Source organism: Sporocytophaga sp. (assembly GCF_017745095.1).
GTDB lineage: Bacteria > Bacteroidota > Bacteroidia > Cytophagales > Cytophagaceae > Sporocytophaga.
Window position 1 is genome coordinate 38,864 of the sequence record NZ_JAGHZZ010000029.1, and the last position, 19,559, is coordinate 58,422.

The 19,559-nt window shown below is 35.3% G+C and carries 14 protein-coding genes; 9 read left to right on the forward strand and 5 right to left on the reverse strand.

Translation table 11 applies throughout. The features are described 5' to 3' along the window. Nucleotides 1–18: 18 nt before the first annotated feature. From J7604_RS24305 to J7604_RS24340, 8 genes are all read left to right on the forward strand, one after another. A complete protein-coding gene (locus J7604_RS24305; protein WP_293902270.1) occupies nt 19–2,049 on the forward strand; it encodes a M3 family metallopeptidase in 2,031 nt (676 codons plus the stop codon). Nucleotides 2,050–2,284: 235 nt separating this feature from the next. Next, nucleotides 2,285–2,875, forward strand: coding sequence for a hypothetical protein (locus J7604_RS24310; protein WP_293902272.1), 591 nt, complete (start codon nt 2,285–2,287; stop codon nt 2,873–2,875). An 8-nt stretch (nt 2,876–2,883) separates the two neighbouring features. Further along, complete coding sequence (locus J7604_RS24315) at nt 2,884–3,612, forward strand: hypothetical protein (protein WP_293902273.1); 729 nt, start codon at nt 2,884–2,886, stop codon at nt 3,610–3,612. A gap of 99 nt (nt 3,613–3,711) precedes the next feature. Next, nucleotides 3,712–4,194, forward strand: a complete 483-nt coding sequence (locus J7604_RS24320; RefSeq protein WP_293902274.1) for a GyrI-like domain-containing protein — start codon at nt 3,712–3,714, stop codon at nt 4,192–4,194. Nucleotides 4,195–4,285: 91 nt separating this feature from the next. Next, on the forward strand, nt 4,286–4,819 hold the full coding sequence (locus J7604_RS24325) for a dihydrofolate reductase family protein (protein WP_293902275.1): 534 nt from the start codon (nt 4,286–4,288) through the stop codon (nt 4,817–4,819). 116 nt (nt 4,820–4,935) lie between these two features. Then, on the forward strand, nt 4,936–5,343 hold the full coding sequence (locus J7604_RS24330) for a transcriptional regulator (protein WP_293902276.1): 408 nt from the start codon (nt 4,936–4,938) through the stop codon (nt 5,341–5,343). A gap of 69 nt (nt 5,344–5,412) precedes the next feature. Beyond that, nucleotides 5,413–5,994 carry a dihydrofolate reductase family protein gene (locus J7604_RS24335; RefSeq protein WP_293902277.1) on the forward strand — a complete coding sequence of 194 codons (582 nt, stop codon included), beginning with the start codon at nt 5,413–5,415 and terminating at the stop codon, nt 5,992–5,994. A gap of 163 nt (nt 5,995–6,157) precedes the next feature. Beyond that, a complete protein-coding gene (locus J7604_RS24340) occupies nt 6,158–6,556 on the forward strand; it encodes a lipocalin family protein (protein WP_293902278.1) in 399 nt (132 codons plus the stop codon). 65 nt (nt 6,557–6,621) lie between these two features. Here the strand turns inward: J7604_RS24340 and J7604_RS24345 are convergent, their stop codons facing one another. The 4 genes from J7604_RS24345 to J7604_RS24360 form a co-directional block, all read right to left on the reverse strand. Next, nucleotides 6,622–10,683, reverse strand: coding sequence for a M43 family zinc metalloprotease (locus J7604_RS24345; protein ID WP_293902279.1), 4,062 nt, complete (start codon nt 10,681–10,683; stop codon nt 6,622–6,624). Between the two features lie 159 nt (nt 10,684–10,842). Next, nucleotides 10,843–12,648 carry a glycosyl hydrolase 53 family protein gene (locus J7604_RS24350; RefSeq protein ID WP_293902280.1) on the reverse strand — a complete coding sequence of 602 codons (1,806 nt, stop codon included), beginning with the start codon at nt 12,646–12,648 and terminating at the stop codon, nt 10,843–10,845. A 349-nt stretch (nt 12,649–12,997) separates the two neighbouring features. Continuing rightward, entirely contained in the window at nt 12,998–14,989 is a 1,992-nt protein-coding gene (locus tag J7604_RS24355) for a DUF1919 domain-containing protein (RefSeq protein WP_293902281.1), read from the reverse strand. Between the two features lie 18 nt (nt 14,990–15,007). Next, nucleotides 15,008–16,165 (reverse strand): DegT/DnrJ/EryC1/StrS aminotransferase family protein, encoded by a 1,158-nt coding sequence (locus J7604_RS24360; protein WP_293902282.1) that lies wholly within the window; start codon nt 16,163–16,165, stop codon nt 15,008–15,010. Nucleotides 16,166–16,417: 252 nt separating this feature from the next. Here J7604_RS24360 and J7604_RS24365 point away from each other — a divergent pair, with 252 nt between their 5' ends. Continuing rightward, complete coding sequence (locus J7604_RS24365) at nt 16,418–17,527, forward strand: hypothetical protein (RefSeq protein ID WP_293902283.1); 1,110 nt, start codon at nt 16,418–16,420, stop codon at nt 17,525–17,527. Between the two features lie 71 nt (nt 17,528–17,598). Here the strand turns inward: J7604_RS24365 and J7604_RS24370 are convergent. Beyond that, the coding region (locus tag J7604_RS24370) for a DUF1919 domain-containing protein (RefSeq protein WP_293902284.1) at nt 17,599–19,559 on the reverse strand (1,961 nt) is incomplete at its 5' end.

A 19,559-nucleotide genomic window follows, 5' to 3' on the forward strand; every position in this document is an offset into this window, starting at 1 on the left:
TAACATAAAAATTATTTTATGAATCCACTTTTACAGAGTTATAATACCCCTTTTGGTACAATACCTTTTGATCAGATTAAAAACGAACACTTTCTCCCTGCCATAAAAGAAGCAATAGCTTTAGGAAAAGAGGATATTAAAAGAATTACAGCCTCTAAGGAAGTGCCTGATTTTGAAAATACAATAGTGGCATTGGAAAGAAGTGGCGAATTGGTAGGCTCCGTTTCTTCGGTCTTTTTTAATCTGAACTCTGCGGAGACGAACGATGAAATTCAAAAACTTGCAAGAGAAATTTCTCCTCTGCTTTCAGAATACTCCAATGATATCTTATTGGATCAAGAGCTGTTTGTGAAGATTAAAACAGTTTATGATAAAAAAGATAAGCTGACTCTTACTCCTGAACAAAATACCTTGCTGGCAAAGACTTATAAGAGTTTTGTCCGCAATGGAGCCAACCTGTCTGAAGATAAAAAACTTAAGCTTCGTGAAATTGATAAAGACTTGTCTCAATTGTCACTCTTATTCGGGGAGCATGTTTTAAAAGAAACAAATGATTTTTTCATGGAAGTTACGGATGAAAAGCAACTTTCAGGATTGCCTCCATTTGTAGTTGAAGCTGCAGCCATTGCTGCCAAAGAAAAAGGAAAAGAAGGGTGGATCTTCACTCTGCAATTCCCAAGTTATATTCCTTTTATGACTTATGCTGATGACAGAGCACTGAGAGAAAAAATGTTCTATGCTTTCGGATCTAAGGCTTTCAAAGGTGATGACAATGACAATAAGAAGATTGTATTAGATATTGTAAGACTTCGTCATGAGAGAGCTAATTTGCTAGGGTATAAGTCACACGCAGATTTTGTGCTGGAAGAAAGAATGGCAGAATCTCCATCAAAAGTCAGTGCGTTTCTTGACAACCTTCTTAAGTATGCAAAACCAATTGGAGAGAAAGAATTAAAAGAACTTTCAGACTATGCAAGATCGATAGGTGGACCGGAGAAACTGGCAAGATGGGATATTTCTTACTATTCAGAAAAACTGAAGAAAGAAAAGTATTCTATTGATGATGAAATGTTGAAGCCTTATTTCAAGCTGGAAAATGTCATTGACGGAGTATTTCAAGTATCGGGAAAATTATATGGCTTGAAGTTCAAGGAAATCAATAACGTGCAGGTGTATCATCCGGATGTAAAGGTTTACGAAGTGTTGGATGAGCAGGATAAACACGTAGCAGTTTTCTATGCTGACTTCTTCCCAAGAGCAGGAAAGAGAAATGGCGCATGGATGACTTCTTTCAGAGGCCAGAAGAAAGTTAACGGAAATGATATCAGACCACATGTTTCTATAGTATGCAATTTCACTAAGCCTACAGGAACTCAGCCTTCTTTGCTTACTTTCAATGAGGTTACTACATTGTTCCATGAATTTGGCCATGCACTGCATGGGATGCTTGCGAACGGAACCTATGAGAGTCTCTCCGGAACCAGTGTTTACTGGGATTTTGTAGAGTTGCCTTCCCAGGTGTTTGAAAATTGGGTATATGAAAAAGACAGCCTTGATTTATTTGCAAAGCATTATGAAACCGGAGCGGCTATTCCACTTGATCTTATTAAAAAAATCAAAGAGAGTGCAAACTTCATGGAAGCTTACCAGACTGTCAGACAAGTAGGTCTTGCTCAGCTGGATATGGGCTGGCATTCGGGTAAGGCTCTGGATGTGAAAGATGTGGGAGCTTATGAAAAAGAACTGCAAAAGGCTACAGATCTTCTGCCAGCTGCAGAAGGAGCGAATACTAGCTGTTCTTTCTCCCATATATTTCAGGGAGGGTATTCTTCAGGGTATTATAGCTATAAATGGGCGGAAGTATTGGATGCAGATGCATTCGAATTCTTCCAGGAGAAAGGTATTTTTAATAAAGACACTGCAACTCTTTTTAAAACCCATGTCCTTAGCGCTGGTGGAAGTGAGCATCCAATGGAGTTATACAAAAGATTCCGTGGTAAAGAACCTTCTCCAGAGGCATTGCTTAGAAGAACTGGAATGCTTAATTGAATTTTAAGTTATAAGTTATAAGTTATAAGTTATAAGTTATAAGTAGAGAGTAACAGTTTGAGCAAGAGCAAGACCATTTCTAAATATTTTGTTGCTCTTGCTCAAACTGTTGCTGTTTTCTTTAACTAAGCATTAAGTAATTTTAAAATCCTAAGTCGGCCATGTCTTTTAGGAGAAGGGCTAAGGATGAGGTCATTAGTTTTAGAGTAGTCATTATCCAATTAAATTGAATAATATGAGACATACTATACAATTAATATTAATCATGCTTCTATTATCCTGCTCTTCTGAAAAAATAAGCAAAGAAGAGAAAGAACAATCAGTAGTTACCAAAAAGTCTTCTATTAATAAGCAGGATACAGAATTGACGGATGATTGTGTCTTTGATACAAGTACCTTCAAGTTTACATCTCAGGCAATTCATAAATTTAATCCGACTATTAAATTTCATTGGGATGAAAATGAAAAACGTGCAACTCTTCCTCTGGAGGATGGAGACAGCCTAATACTACACATTGGAGGATGCAATCACTTTTCCTATTGGGCAAAATTCAGAACTGATTATTCCAAGTTTAATGACAGTATTTATCTATTGAACAAAGCAAAATGGATAGCTGAGAATTTCTTTGATAATGGTTTTGATAGAAATTATGTCAGATTCATTTCTGATAAAAAATATTACCTTGAAAATAATGGTAAGCCTTTAATGAAAAGTTATTCTATTCGAACAGACTCTTTGATTCAGGAGAATGAGATTTATGAAGGCTTTTATTTTATGAGAGATGGAGATAGGACAGAGATATGGATTCATGGGTATGTTAATTGATCTTACTTATGCGATTTTTTAATCTTTCATTTATATTTTTTATTCTGGTTTGGTCGTGCACAACCCAGAAAGAGCAGACAGGAGAGGTACGTTCAGAGGAAGAAGAAACTGTTTTATCATTTCAGGAAGAGGCCTCAGTGATGAATAATTTCACTATCGTTCAGACCGACTCCGTTGAATTTGAAAAGACAAAATTTACAGATAATCCTTTTATTAATGATGCTTCTTTAATTACAGTTTTGAAAGATGGAATAAGCTTGTCTATAGATAATTCTGAAAACATGATTTTGAAAGATTCTATAACTGAATATGAGGCTGAAAATTTCAATTATCATTTTGAAGGTTATAATGAGTCTTTAAAACAGTACCTCATTGCACAAGTAATGTATGAGGATGAAAGAATATTTTTGGTTGATAAAAGTTCTGGAAAGATAACAACCCTTTGGAACAGACCTATTCCGGATGCACAGGGAAGGTTTATATTTAATAAGCAAAGTAATGAAAGCTTGGTATATGATTATGATCTTCCATTTGGATTTCAGATATGGGAAAAGCAGGCTGATTCATTAACAAGAGTTGAAGAGGTGAGACTTAAGCACAATATAATTATAGATGGCAAATGGACACCCTCCGGCACTTTGTTTATTAAAAGCCTTCCCATTAGTGAGTTTTTAACAAAGGGAGAAGAAGCTACATCAGGATTGACCTATTATAAAATATTAAAGAAAGTAAAATAGATAATATCCTCTTCGTATATTAACTTTCTATTGATTTTGAATTTTATAAATCAGTTAGAATCACTTCTTAGTACTTATAACTTAAAACTTATAACTCACTTGGCTCCACGATTAGAAACGATTTTCGGTAAAATACTTATCGGAAAACAACTTAAAATGTCTTTAAAGGAAAATAGAACCGCTGAGCTTTGGCGAAGTTTTATGCCTTTGAGAAATACTATACTTAATCCTGTATCTTCTGATTTATTTAGTTTGCAGATATATCAGCATAATGATGATTATATGAATCCTGAATCTGAGTTTGTGAAGTGGGCTGCTGTCGAAGTATCAGATAACATGGAAGTGCCGGAAGGTATGGAATCTTATTTCTTGTCAGGAGGTCTGTATGCTGTATTCTTACACAAAGGTGGTCCGCAAAACTTTCGTGAAACTTTCGACTTCATATATTCAGAATGGATGCCCACCTCGGGTTACATTGTTGATCACAGAGAGCATTTTGAAAAGCTTGGAGATAAGTATAAAAATAATGATCCTGATTCGGAAGAGGAAATTTGGATACCAGTTAAAAGGAGGGAGGATTAATCTCCGTGTAATATCATTTCACAGATGAAATAATGATCAAACTTGTAATAGTCTTCTCAATCAAAACAAAATAAATTTAAATCAAATATAAATGTCAGCTAATCGTAAAGTTGTTTTATTCATTGCTGCGAGCATGGATGGCTATATCGCAGCACCCAATGATGATTTAAGTTTTCTCTCATTAGTAAATAAGGAAGGAGAGGATTATGGATATGCTTCTTTTATACAAACTGTCGATACTGTTATTGTAGGCAGGAAAACTTATGACTGGGTGATGGCGAATGTACCGGAGTTTTCACATGCTGATAAAACAACTTATATTATTACAAGATCTTCCAAGCCATCTATTGGCAATACTACCTTCTATAGCGGAAACCTTAAAGACCTGATTGCTGAATTGAAGGGAAAAAAGGGTAAGAACATCTTCTGTGACGGAGGATCGGAAATCATTCAAGAATTGCTTAAGGAAAAGCTTATTGACGAAATGACCGTTTCCATTATCCCTATTTTACTGGGAGATGGCACAAGACTTTTCAAGGACGGAAGGCCGGAGCAAAAGTTAAAGCTTGTTTCAACAAAACAGTTTGATACAGGTTTAACACAATTACATTACTTATTAGAATGAAAGTGGTCAGGTGATATAAATAAGTTAAGATAATCCCCCATCAAGTTTGACGGTATTTACCTCCCTGATATTAGGTTATGTAAGTTAATTTTGTAATTAGTTACTTAAGAAATTCTATGGAAAAGATCAAATTTGATAAGGATATCAAAGTGTTTTATGTGAATGCAAAATCCTTTCCAGAAGGGATTCAGGAAGCACATCAAAAGCTACATTCTTTAATTACATTTTCCAAAGATAGGAAGTACTTCGGCGTTTCAAGACCGGAACAGGGAGGAGAAATAGTCTATCGCGCTGCTGCTGAAGAACTGGAGTCTGGAGAAGCAGAGAAGCTTCATCTTGAAACTTTAGTTTTAAAGAAGGGGGAATATGTGAGCATTACTATAAAAGATTTTGCAAAAGACATTATGAGTATTGACAGAGCATTTAAAGAACTTCTTGCTTTGCCTGACCTTGATCCGCAAGGATATTGCGTTGAATGGTATTATAATGAGAAAGATGTCAATTGCATGATCAGGCTTAAGTAAACCAATTCAAACAGATTTGAGGTAAAATAGCTAATTGAATGCATTTCATATTCCAGTCTTTAAACATAAATGAGAAAATTAAAACTACAGGTTCAAATATCTGTTGATGGATATATTGCTGACGAAAATGGCCATACAGATTGGCTTGTCTGGCCCTGGACTGAGGAGTGGACCTGGGATCTTGAGTTGAGACAATACTTTTATGAATTGAAAAAATCTATCGATACTGTATTGCTTAGTCGTAAAATGGCCCAGGAAGGATTTATAAATCACTGGTCTCAAGTAGCCAACAAACCATCCAATCCTCAATCTGCATTTGCAAAAAAAATAAGCGAAGCTAAAAAGGTTGTTTTTTCAAGAACTCTTAAGAAATCCGAATGGGATAATACAGTCCTAGCTGGAGAAGATTTTATTAAAGAAATCAATTCTCTGAAGGCACAGCAAGGAAAGGATATCATTGTTTATGGAGGAGCAACATTCGTCTCTTCATTGATAGATGCAGATTTGATTGATGAGTTTTATTTGTTCGTAAATCCAACGAGTTTGGGTAATGGTTTAAGCATTTTTAAAGACAGACATAAGCTAAATTTAGTTGAAGCGAAAGGATTTGATTGCGGGGTAGCAGTGTTGAAATATATTAAGCACTTTTGATTAACTATCCGAATAATCAGTTGTTTTAGCTCTTGTTCATACCTCTTTTGTATATTAGTTTCTTCATGGTAGTTTAATTTTGAAGTTGATAAAATTCTTGATATTTTAAGAGTCAAATTGAATCTTTATTATCATTTACAACTTTCACTTAACCAAAACTCAAATGAAATTAAAAGTTATTTTTACCTCATTATTATTTATAACAGTTCTTAGTGTAAATGCCCAGAGAGCAAGTCTGATAAAAGGAAACTGGAAGTACCAGGATGTAACAGAAAAGGAAAAACTGGATTCTACAAGCTTAAAAATGTTGGAAATGTTTTTCAGCGAAGTAACTTTTGATATTAAAGAAAACGGTCAGTATAAGGCCCAGTTTATGGGTAAATCTGAAGAGGGCGCATGGAAACTTAACAAGGATGAATCTAAAATCACCTTCACCTCCAGCAAAGGACCTGTCAATGAAATGACAATTGTTGAAGTAAGTCAGAATAAATTGGTACTGAATTTTGGTAAGCCTAATTCTCTTATCCTGAAAAAGGCAGAACCTGCAAAAGAGAGTAAGTAAAAGAAGATATAAGAAATAAACAGAATAGCTCATTAGATTAATTTCTAATGAGCTATTTCTTTTATCTATCTTTTTATCTTTTGTAATTTTCTTACTGTTGTTGAATTGTCGTCTATTACTGATAATATATAAACACCATCATTAAGATCAGCTCCAGTTGATAGCGTTAATATATTTCCGTTAACTTTTTCATCTTTAATCAACTTCCCATCAATGGAATGAATCTGAATAATACGCTCTTTTTCCTGAGTAGTATTAAATTGAATATTAAATGAGTTGTCACTAGGGTTAGGGTATACATTAACTATAGCTTCAGCATGTGAAGGAGTAATATGAATGATTTTACTGAATGTGTATTTATTGTCAGAGGTTTTAATTACTAGCTGATAGTATTGGTAACCTTCTTCAGAATCGTAAAATTTCTCTTCAACATAAGAGTTTTTGTTATAGAACTTAAAGCTCTCATTAATAGGTTTAAAGCTAACACCATCTTTAGATTTCTGTATATATATAACGGAGTTTGAAATAATGTCGTTTACCTTATAATTGAGCTTTATCTGATTATTGGAAAGGGTGCCGTTAAAGTAAAGTATGTTAAGTGGTAAAGGACAATTGTTGGTTAAATTCACCGTATCTGAGTGTGTGCCGCAGGTATCCGTTACAGTTACCCAATATTTTCCTTCCTGATATGCTGTGAATTTATCTGAAGTATAGCCAGGTGTTTGCCATTGGTAGGTTTTGAAGCCTGCTCCTGCATTAAGTTCAAAAACCTCTCCCTTGCAAACTCCTATATCCGGCCCCAGTTCAAGGGTAGGTGTGTTCATTTCAGTTATATTAATGGTATCACTTATTTCGCAATTATCAGGAGTTATTACATTTACCCAGTATTTTCCTGGAAGTGTTGTTGAAATAGTACGATTGGTACTTCCTGTACTCCATTTGTAGGAACTATATCCGGTGCCGGCATCCAGCTTCACACTATTTCCATTACATAATAACTGATCATCAATGATATTGAGATTTGAAAATGGAGGAAGGTTCTTAATTGTTATGCAATCTTTTGAAACACATCCCTGACTATTGGTTACCGTGACACAGTAAGTTCCTGACTTTGTCACGGATAGAGTCGGAGTAGTAGATCCGTCAGACCAATAATAAGTGTCGAAGCCATTGCCAGCATCAAGTAAGAAAGCTATAGTACCACAAACTGCAGTATCCGCACCAAGATTTATTTTAGGAGCACTGTTTTTTTCTATCTCAATATTCAGCATATAGCTAATTATGCCGCATTCACCAGGAGTTTCTGCAGTTAGTGATTGCATGCCTTCTATGGAGCCAACATCTATCGTGATTTTTGTTTTATCTATCTTCACTATGGATCCTGTTCCCTTGTATGTCCAGGTAACATCACCAATACAACTAGCAGAAGTTGCCTCATAAGTGACAATCGAGTTCTGACAAACAGATGATGGTCCTGCAATTGAAATGTCGTTTCCGAATAGACCCGGAATAAAGTTTGGAAGACCAAGGTTTCCGTAAGTTCCTGATTTATGAAAGACAGCATCGTCAGTTGCATTGCTCAGCATCCCGAGAGCATTTGGATTATTAATAGCTCCGAGCCCATAATATGTTACATAATATATTTTACTATCTGGTCCCATTTGTACGCTTGGTTTGGTAGTAGATGTAGTGGATATATCTAATCTGCTAGCCGCAATTTGTCCAGGAGTTCCTGCATATAAATTATATTGATAGAGACCTCTTCCATCATATTCTGTGACATATAAAATTCTGTTATCAGGTGAAAACTCAGAACTGTAAGCATCAGACAGGGAATTAGAAGTTTCAAGTGTTACTGGGCTGCTAACGGTTCCGGTTTCATTGTCAAAATCAAAAAGCTCTACAGTTGGAAGAGAAGAGCTTCCACCAAGAGTGGAGCATAGTTTCCTGCTATCATGAGATACTCTTAAATATCCATATCTATTACCTCCGGAAGTCATAGATCCTGTATTGGTAATCACAGGAATTGGATTTATGCCGGAACTTGTGAGCAGATAAGCGACAAATTTGTTATTGTTCTTTTCGTGTGAAATGATCCAGATGTCTTTACAGTTTTTATGATATACAGCAGTTACTCTTTCTGCAATGTTGTTCTGTAATGTAATGTTTTTCTGACCTGCTACAATGCTTCCTTTGCCACCATTCAATGACATGTCGACAACGGAATAGCTGAGATCAGAATTAAATTCTTGCCAATCATGAACTGTAAATATACAGTATCTATCAGCATTGCCCGGAAAGGGTGTAATAATAGATGATTGTGACGAAAGCCCCGAACCATTTAAGCCTGTGCCATTTGGCATAAGTGTATGATCAGCAGTCCAAACACTTTGTCCGTTCGTATAAAAAAGGAGTTTACCATTATCATCTGAAATACTTGCTACTCCTTCAGATTGATTCATGGAAGTCTTGCTTACAGCGACAGGAATACCACTGGCAAAATCTACACTTGCCCAAGAGCCGTAACACCAAACATCTCCGGCATGGTTAACCTTACAATTGCCAACCTGAATCTTGGTTACATCAGAAGTGTCGCAGCATAAGCCACTACATGCAATCAACTGGACAAAATGCGCTCCGTTCACATTAAAGTTATAAGTCAGATCATTGGTTGTTCCCGCATCTATTCCATCTATGAACCATTTGTAGCTTGAAGCTCCTGTACTCAAATTGGTAAATGTTAGAGAAGTATTTGTGGGTATATTGGTAGAGGGACTTGTAAACTTTGATTCAACAGGACATTTTACAACTATATCCCAGTATGTTTCTGCAGTGCAATTAGGATCACTATTGGATGCTTTGCAAATTACTTTATAGATACCAGGTGTGGAATATATTTTTGAAGGACTCACAGTATTCAAAGCTGTAGCTCCATCACCAAAGTCCCAATCATATGTTACGTTAATTTGCGGTACATTAGTAAAGGTTAAAGATTGCCCAGCGAGCACTTCTAGTTTTGTTGCGGGTAAAGGTGAAATAGAAAAAGCAATAGAAGAGGTGCATGGGTTTTTGCACCCTTTAGATTGGAGTAAGCTTTTACGAATGATGGAGATGGCAGGAATCATTCTGTCTTTTTGCCCTTGAGTAAATATATTGACACAGGCCAGATCATTGTAGTCCATATAGTTTGTAGTCATATCCATCTGATCTCCCATACCACCTAAGGCAACTGATCTAAATGGATTTTGCGGGGTGGTGTCATCTTCATCCCCGGTACAAGTGTTTGCCGTGGAACCACAAGTGACATAGTTTGTAGATGCGTCAGGAGGCGTATCGCAGACATGATCTCCATCCATTAGACAGTTGTTGTTAGTGCATCCTCCTTCAAAAGTATGATAACATCCCAGGTAATGTCCGGCCTCATGAATCAGTACTTTGGAGTAATCAGTAGATGTCCCAGTCCATTGAGCTTCAACAACGATCCCGTCTTCATTACCACCATGAGATGAAGGAAAGTACGCATAACCTGCCACACCCGGTCCTGAGGATAGTGAATTGATTTCATTGATAATCCATACATTCAGATAATCTTGAGGAGGCCATCTGATAAGGTCTTTCAGGTCCATATCCTGATTCTCCATGTTGATATTTGTGAGCGGGGAAATCGTTCTTGTAATACCGGAAGTTAAATTTCCATCAGGATCCTGGACTGCAAGACAAAATTGAATATTGGTATTTATTCCGGCGGTTTGTGCGTAAACGCCTGTGTTTGAAAATGCTTCATTTAAATCTTTAAGGCATTTAATCACTCTGCTGTCTGATATATTTTCCGGACCTCCGTTATGAACTATGTGGAAAACAACAGGAATAACATAAGTTTGACCAGCTCTCTTATGCTTTTTAAAGGTATCCAGATATAAAAGATTATTAATAGAATCTTCTTTCTTTTGATAAGATACCCCTTTAAGCCGTTTTAACAAGTCCGTTGCACAAGCAGGAGGTTTGCTATCGGATGGATCTGAACTTTGACCTAAAGTAATCCCAAGTGGAAAAACAATTAAAAAGAGGTAAAGGATACCCTTTAAAAATATCTGATGAGTAATTTGTCTGAAAAATGAGTTGTTCATAAATTCTGAATATAATGTCCCATTGATTAGGGCGCACAATATTCAGAATGTTACATAAAAAAACAGGGATTTATGGGGTTAATTGATAATCAGGAATTTATTCTTTCTGAAGTCCAATTTTTCCAGCTTTAATTCCTATATCAGTACATAGAATACTCATTAATATTTAATCACTTTTACCATTCTTCCATTTGCATATCTAACCAGGTATATGCCGGGGAGATAGTGATCCCCAAAACTTATATGCTCTGCTGGTTGAATCTGCTCAATTTGCTGACCTTGGGAATTATAAATTTCAACCAAAGAATTATTTAAATGGTCTATGTTAAAATCATTGCTGGATGGATTTGGATATATAGCAATATCGGCATCATTATCAGAATTATCCTTTAGCCCTGTAACAGTATTGATCTCGAATGAAATGGGAGAAGAAGTTCCTTTACATCCAGCGGTAGTAGTTGCTACAGCAGTAATGTTCTGATAAGAACCATTCGGTACCTGATTCCATATAAAGGAGTTAGTTTGCGTATTACCGATGAGTTTGTTTCCGTTATAAAATTCTATTGATGATATATCCGGACTAGTTGATTGGGTAATAAGTGTTACAGTTGTAAATCCCCCGGAAGATTGGACAATGGAATTATTTGCAGGACTGGTGATGGTTATTTGAGGTGTAGCATTTATGGTAATAATTGATGTTCCTGAAGTAGTGGCGGCATTTAAATTATCAATAGCTTGAGCTGAAATGGTGTGTTTACCTACGGATGGGCTTTCCCAAGTATAACTATATGGGGAGTTATAATCAGTATACAAGAGGGTGGTACCATCATAAAAGTTAACTCTGGAAATTAAACCATCACTATCGGTAGCATTTGCATTAAGCTCTACATGTGTTCCCTGACACAAACTTGTATTGCTTCCTGGTGAAGCAAAAGTTATTGAAGGTGCCTTGTTTTCGCAGTTATACTTAAATCCGGACATAGCATCGGTTGCCTGATATGGGGCACTTCCAGACCCACTGTTCCAAGCGACTTTGTCATAGCCTTGCCAGTTATATGCTTCAGGCTCCCACCAGAAAATTCCCAGACCTTTTTTATTGGATAAAGATTGTAGATTTTTAATGACCTGTTCAACAAATTGCCTGCCTTCCTGAGGGGCAGAAACAGAAACTCCGATTTCAGAAACCATGATTTCCTTATTGTATCTGGAAATCATATCATTCATATTGGTTAAGGCTTGCTGCGCATAGGTTTGCCAATCCTGAGGCGTATCTGGGTACATTGACATACCTATGATGTCAAATTTAGCTCCATTACTGATTAATCCTCCGATATTCCACCGGAATAGTGCATTGTCAAATCCATTGGCAACATGTACAATAACTTTGGTATTAGGAAATACAGCTTTTACTGCTTCGTATCCTTTATTCACAAAGGACGCATAATTGGCCATGTTTGTTGATGCCTGTCCTTCTGGCCAAAGCATACCATTGTTAGTTTCGTTTCCAACCTGAACCCATTCCGGCGTAATGTTTTGAGCCTTCAAATCATTGAGTACGTCTGTCGTGTAGTTGTAAACAGCTTGTCCTAATTGGCTGACATTATAATTTGCCCATGCAGCTGGTTTTGTCTGCTTGCCAGGATCTGCCCAGGAATCGCTATAGTGAAAATCAATCATCAATCTATAGCCTTTTGCCGCAGCTCTTTTGGCTACATTTATCACATCTTGCTTGCCATTCCATCCATTGGCTGGATTGACCCATACTCTCAATCTTATCGAGTTAATACAATAGTCGTCTAGTATATCAAAAAGATCTCTTTGGATTCCATTACTGTCTCTCCAGGTTCGCCCGGAGTTTTCCATTTGTGAAAGCCAGCCGACATCAGCACCTCTTGCGATCTGCGATTGGGCATTATTGTCGAATAACAACAGAAAAGCGATGGTTATCAGGTAGATCTTTTTCATAATGCCTTAAATATATAAGATTTAATTTATGTTTTTTTATATTTTTTAAAGAAATATAAAAGGTGTGATAACTCAAATTCTAAAAACTTAATATCAGAATTGAGTAAGGAATTAACATCTTGATGGACGAAATAGGAAAGATCATTTCAAATTATAAATTATTCTGAGCTTAGTTGGAAGCTAAAAAATGAACAAGGAGTATGGTCAAATTTGTATAAAAGACTATCTATTACTATAGATTTTTCCATTCCTTGTGTAACAGAAGAGTCGTCTGACAAGAGATTTCAGATTGTTGGTTGTTAAATACTTTCCAAAGCATCTAATTTGTTTAGTACAAAATTGAATCTTCTTATTCTAATAGTTCTTTAAAGGTTTCCATTGAGCCAGCATAGAATGCCATTAATTCTAAAGTTCCCTGAGCCGGTTTTTGGGGATTCAGATAAAAATAAAAACTTCTGATTCTTGAAAACAGGTAAGTTGTGGCGGGGTCATCAATAAAAGAGAAATCAAAGTGAATCCATTGGAAATCCTCCTGCAGAGGCTGCGTTATTGCGTCGATATGAAGGATGGTATCCTTTTCGTCTTCTTCTTTTCCTATGAAGTCTAAACGTAACTGGTGTGAAGGGTTTCCTTTTGCCAATACCATTATATGACGGTTTTCTTTTTCTGACAAGTCTACGAACAGATCTGATGTTTTTGGATGTGGACATTCCTGTGCTGATAAACAGAAGTATTCAAGATCGGATTTATCATAGTTTATAATAGCCGATTCTGTCTCTTCATTATATAGTATCTCATGTGTTTCCGGATGAAATTTGGAATCCAATGCATGAATATTATTCCGATCAAACTGGATGAAGAAATAGTTCCGTTTGTCCGGTGTAATGAAGATGTCTTTATCAGGCTGATAGGCTTTATTGTATTTAACCGCCTTGCCATTCAGCCATCCCATCAAGTCAAAGGAACAAAGTGATTGTGGAAAGAATATCTCACTGTCAGGATTCCAGTAATCGATTAAATGTATTGTGGAATTATCTTTTACTTTTTTTTCCTTATCGTGACAATTCACAAAACAGACTTTATTAGCCCTGTTTATATTTTCAAATGCCTCAATAGTGGTTAAATTGTTCTCTTCTCGTGATACATCCATTTTGAAAAACAGATTCCCTAAGGTTATCTTAGATTTCCTTTCATCCCAATGTTTTAGAGCTTCGGCCGGTGATTTATAATCAATGAAATGAAGTTCAATATCGCCCAGAATTCCTAAGGGATAATCATTGTCCAGGCAATGCCTGAAAGATCTTTGATGTTTAGATTCTGAATGATTGATAAAGTTTATAGGCTTATCAATATATTGCTCAAAATCCTTTACAAGTTTTATGAAGTCGGAATTGAAAATCTGTATTCCGATAAATGGAGACTGGTAAGGGATAGCGAATGCATCATAAACCTCTTTACCCCAGTTATCATCACTTACTATTGTAAAGTTTTTATTGTTTACCTTATTAAGGTTCAATTGTCTTTTGTTCGCACTTTTACTCCATGAAAGATTTTTTTGATACAGTTCATATATTCTTTTGATATGTTTATTGCAAGCATATCGTTGACGGAGTTCTTCTATAATCAAATATGTTAAAGAGTTTTGCTTTAACAGATCAAATTTATTATCCGATGTTTCACTTTTAATTCGGTAGACACTTGCAAAGAAAGGGTGAACAAACCCCTTTCCTTTAAGTAGCAATAACCAAAATAATTGTGTATCCCAATAGTATTTAAATGTTTCCAACTTAGGAATATCTTTCAGAGCTTCGGTCCTGATTGCCATCGTCGATAATTGAGTTAACCAATAATCGAAATAGCGCTCCTGACCGAATTCAAAACCGTTAGGCTTATTCTTAAAAACTACAGGATGAAAATCATCTTGAATTTCATTCAAAGTCTCATTAAGTCTGTTAAACCTGTGACAAGAAAAAATGTATTCAGGATGCTCATCAAGAAAAGAAATCTGCTTTTTTATTTTTTCTGTATCCGTCCAGTAATCATTGGGGTCAAGTAGCAATGTATACTGACCTCTGCACTTTTGAAATGCCTGTAATATGTTTTCAGAAGGTCCGAGTTTATTATCCTGGCACAGAGGGATTACATTCTCCGGATATCTAAGTTGAAATAATTCTATGATCTCCCTGGTCCTGTCTCTGCTGCAGTCATCGGTTATAATGACTTCAAAATTATATTCATGCTCCTGAGCAAAGACACTTTTTAATGCCTTTATTAAATGAAGCTCATGATTATGTGTAGAGACTACTACACTGAACTTTAAAGGTCTTATTGGCAATGGCATTTATTATTGAATCTTCTGTTAAAATACCAGTTTGGCATCCTGGCTGACTTCCTCTTTTACCGTTTTCTGAATTTCGATAATTGAATTACACACATGGTCAATTTCGCTCTGTGTCAGCATTGCAAAGTTTGGAAGGCATAATACTTTCCTTGAAATCTCTGTTGCTACCGGGAGGTTCAAAGGATTTGAAGAAGGTAACGATTTGTAAAGTGGAAATTCACTAATCAGGGGATAGAAATACCTCCTGGAATAAATATTGAAAGTTTTAAGCATTTCGTAAGTCTTATCTCTGCTTACTCCGAATTTTTCTTCATCAATTAAAATAGGGAAGTAGGAATAATTGTGTTTAGTATCAGCTACCTCTTCAAGGAAAGTTATTCCTTCAATATTTTTTAATCTTTTTTTGTAATTCAATGATACGTTTTTAAGACGATCAATTCTCTGGTCAATTGTTTTTAATTGAATTAATCCCATTGCAGCCTGAACTTCATTCATCTTAGCATTCATGCCAGGCATCACAACTGTGACTTCATCAGAAAACCCAAAGTTTTTCAGGAAGTCAATCCTTCTTTTGGTAATTGGATCATGACTAATAATGGCGCCACCTTCGAAGGTGTTGAATATTTTAGTAGCATGAAAACTTAATACAGACAGATCACCATAATTAAGAATGGATTGTCTTTTATAGCGAACCCCAAAGCTATGACAGGCATCATAGATCACCTTTAAACCGTGAGCTGTAGCAATTTCTTGTATCTTTTCTATTTTACATGGATTTCCATAAACATGTACAGGCATTATTGCTTTTGTATCCGGAGTGATAGATGCTTCAAGCTTAGCTGGATCCAGGTTGTATGTGCCAGGTTCTATATCACAGAACACAGGTTTACTACCATTCCATAGCAGAGAATGTGCAGTTGCTGCAAAACTGAAAGGAGTGGTGATTACATCGCCTGATATTCTTAATGTTTGCAATGCGGTCATTAAAGCCAGTGTTCCGTTTGCAAAGAGGGAAACGTATTTCACTCCAAGATATTTGGCCAGGTCTTCTTCTAACTGCTCATGAAAAGGTCCTCCATTGGTAAGGATCTGCCGTTCCCATATTTTTTCAAGATAAGATTTAAATTCATCCAGTGGGGGAAGGTAGGGCTTGGTTACATATAGTGGCTGGTTCATGGCTGTGTAGTTAGGGTTTCGTTATAAAAATTAATGATCGGTCATCTTAAAGCTCACCTCTTTTTTGAATGTTTTTAAAGTACTATAATTTTATAAAATCCGAGATTATTAATGACAGATGAAATTTAGGTTGATGAAATAAGAAGGTCTGTAACAAATGATACACAGGTGTTTATTTTTTTATATTTTATTTACAAACAGATTAGTTGATGATGATTATCATATTAAAGACACCTTTAAAATTTTTATCTGATGCAGGCCATTCAATCCAAACACCTTGAAAATATCGGGTGGACAAGTGCAGTATTCAAAGAGCATTTTACCACAATTAACATCAGAATCGATGATTTTAAAAAATTTACTAAGGAAGTTGTAATTCCTTTATTTGCTGAAGTTGAATCGAAGAATATCGCTTCTAGTTTTTATTTTAGGCTGGCTACAGATTTTTGGAAAGGTGTGACATTCGGAGATATAATTCAGTTAGATTTTTGTGTTTCTCCATATAATTTTAAACTGCATCTTAAACCCTTGCTATATGAAAGGTTGAATAATTATTTTGACCGTAAATTTCTTGATGCACTCGAAGTAAAAGAAATTTGTGATACTGTCATTCAACCCAAAACAGATCTTGATGGCTTTGATATGTGGGATCTTCGTATTATTAGTATTGAAGATTATTTTATTGATAACCTTACTTATATAGTTGGTAAGAAAGAGGTAGGAATAATAAGAGAACTTTCTGTTAAATCCTCCAATTGTATTATAAATGAAATATTTAATTCGGAAAATGAAGAGGATACTTCAGAGCAAAATATACTTGATAAGTGCCTGTTAATGTATTACCCTGTAATGCATTCATTTTTTTCGGATTTGGAAGACATGTATGAGTTTTCTTCCTGGTTAGTTTATAAGACTTTATACCAAGTTAAACAGGTAGATAAAGTTCATGATTTGCAGGAATGGAAAATTAAGAAAATATTGGATGCGAATCAGTATTTTGAAGAACAGGAGGATACCTTCATGGGGCTTAGCAGATATGTTCTGGAAAGTCTTGACAATAATGATGAGTTTGAAGAAGATTGGCTGAATGATTGGATCAAGGCTTGTATTGATTGTAAAGATCAACTACTTATCCAAAATAGAAAGCAAAGATGGCCTACCATTCCTTTTAGCTATTTAGATGACGAAACTATATTTTTAAAACTTGATGAAGATCGGTACAGGCATTGGCAGAGTATTTACTTTATATTAAAAATGGTAAACAGCCAGTTGGGTATATCCTTTCATAGTGAACTCAATTTATTTAATGTGATAAAAAATTCCTTAAAAAGAATTGTTGGGAAAGATAACATTTACAGGTAATTTAGCTTTAAGAAGATTATAACACATTCAGATATTTTATTCTAAATCTGAATGTGTTTTTTATACTAAACTTAGTTCAATATCTCTTGAAATTTTTCTTTGGAACCACCGAATAAAGCCATTATTTCTATTTCTCCAGCTGCTTCTTCTTTAGGGTTTGCATATAAATAAAAACTTTTTATCCTGGAAAACATTTTTTCTGTTGCGATATCAACTTTAAATAATGAAAAATCAAAGTGAATCCATTGATATTCTTCATTTAGATGTTGTTCTATCCCTTCTGTCTCAAAAATAAAGTCATATAAATTGTTTTCAGCCCTTGCTCCGAGATTTAAGCCAAGTTTTGTTCCATTGCTACCTCTGGTAAGTATAAATACATGTCTGTCTTCAGGTGCTGAAAGGTCAAGGAATAAACTTTCATTCAACTCTTGGTCTGTTAATTGTGTCGGAATATGAAAGAACTCTGATTCTTTTTTATTATAGTTAATCTTAATAGATTCTGTTTCCTGATCAATAGTTAATTGATAAGCTTCAGGATAGGATAAAGTATCTATGATTCGTTCATCCTTTTGGTCAAATGTCAGAAAGAAATCAGATCTTCCGGTTAAATTTTTAAATATATTATCAGTATACGGAGTTAATTCAGTGTAATAGCCTTTACCTCCGTTTATCCAATCTATTACATTGAAATAGTTTAGTGAACATGGAAAAAATATTTCGCTTACAGGACTCCAGTTTTCCATTATCACCAATTCATCTTTTACCGGATCATTTTTAACCTTTCCCTCCTGATAGAACCCAAGGAAGCATACTTTATTATTAAGAGCAAGTGAATTAAACTGTTTTATTTCTTCAACATTATCAGTTTCGCGGGTTCCATCCATTTTAAAAAATAAGCGATCGTAATGGATTTTGAATTTTCTTTCATTCCAGCTATTGATTGCTTCTTCTTCTGATGTATAGTCAACGAAATGTAGTTCAATAGATTTACCTAATATTCCCAGTGGGTAAGGCTTTCCAAAGGTCTCTTGGAATCCATTGACATACCTGGACTGTGATATAGGAACAAATTGAATGCCTTGATTAATATAGTATTCAAAATCACTGGCAAGTTTTAGAAAGTCTTTGTTGTAAACTATTATTCCAACAAAGGGAGTTTGATAGGGAATGCCAAGAGCATTGTAAACTTCTGCACCCCAGTTGTCATCACTTATGATAGTAAAATTCTTGTTATTAACCTTTGTCAAATCAAGTGGCTTTCTGTTTTCTGTTTCCCTCCAAAGCAGGTTGTTCTGATGGATTTCGAATATTCGTTTTATGTGGATATTATCCGGATCAAATTTTAACAGCTCATCGAAGATCAGATAATTTTGTGTATATTTTTTATCAATATTTTTCTGGCTCCAATGACCTTCGCTATGAATCCTGTAGACGGCTCCAAAGAAATTATGAATATAGGCTCTTCCTTTTGTCATAACAGTCCAGAAGATAGTTAGGTCCCAACAGTACTTGAAAGTTTCCAACTGTGGTGTATTGTCAAGAGCACTGCTTCTGAATACAACAGTTAGGGTTTGTGTTAACCATTGATCAAAAAACTTTTCCTGACCAAATTCAAATCCATCCGGATTATTGATAAATAGTTCAGGATAAAAATCAATATCATATCTTCCCGTATCTTCATAGAATCTTTGGAACCTATGGCATGAAATAACAAAGTCCGGATTGTTATCCAAAAATTCAATTTGCCATTTTAATTTATTAGGTTCAGTAAAATAATCATCTCCATCAAGCGTGACAATGTATTCTCCTCTGCATGATCTTAAGTTATGCAGACAATTTTTTGAAACACCAATGTTCTTCTCATGTAGAATAGGAACAATACTATCAGGATATCTTTGATGGTATTCTTTTATGATTTCTCTTGTCTTATCTGTGCTACAATCGTCACTGATAACTATTTCAAATGAATAATCATGTATCTGAGCAAAAATAGTGTCTAGTGTATGAGCTAGATATTTTTCATGATTATATG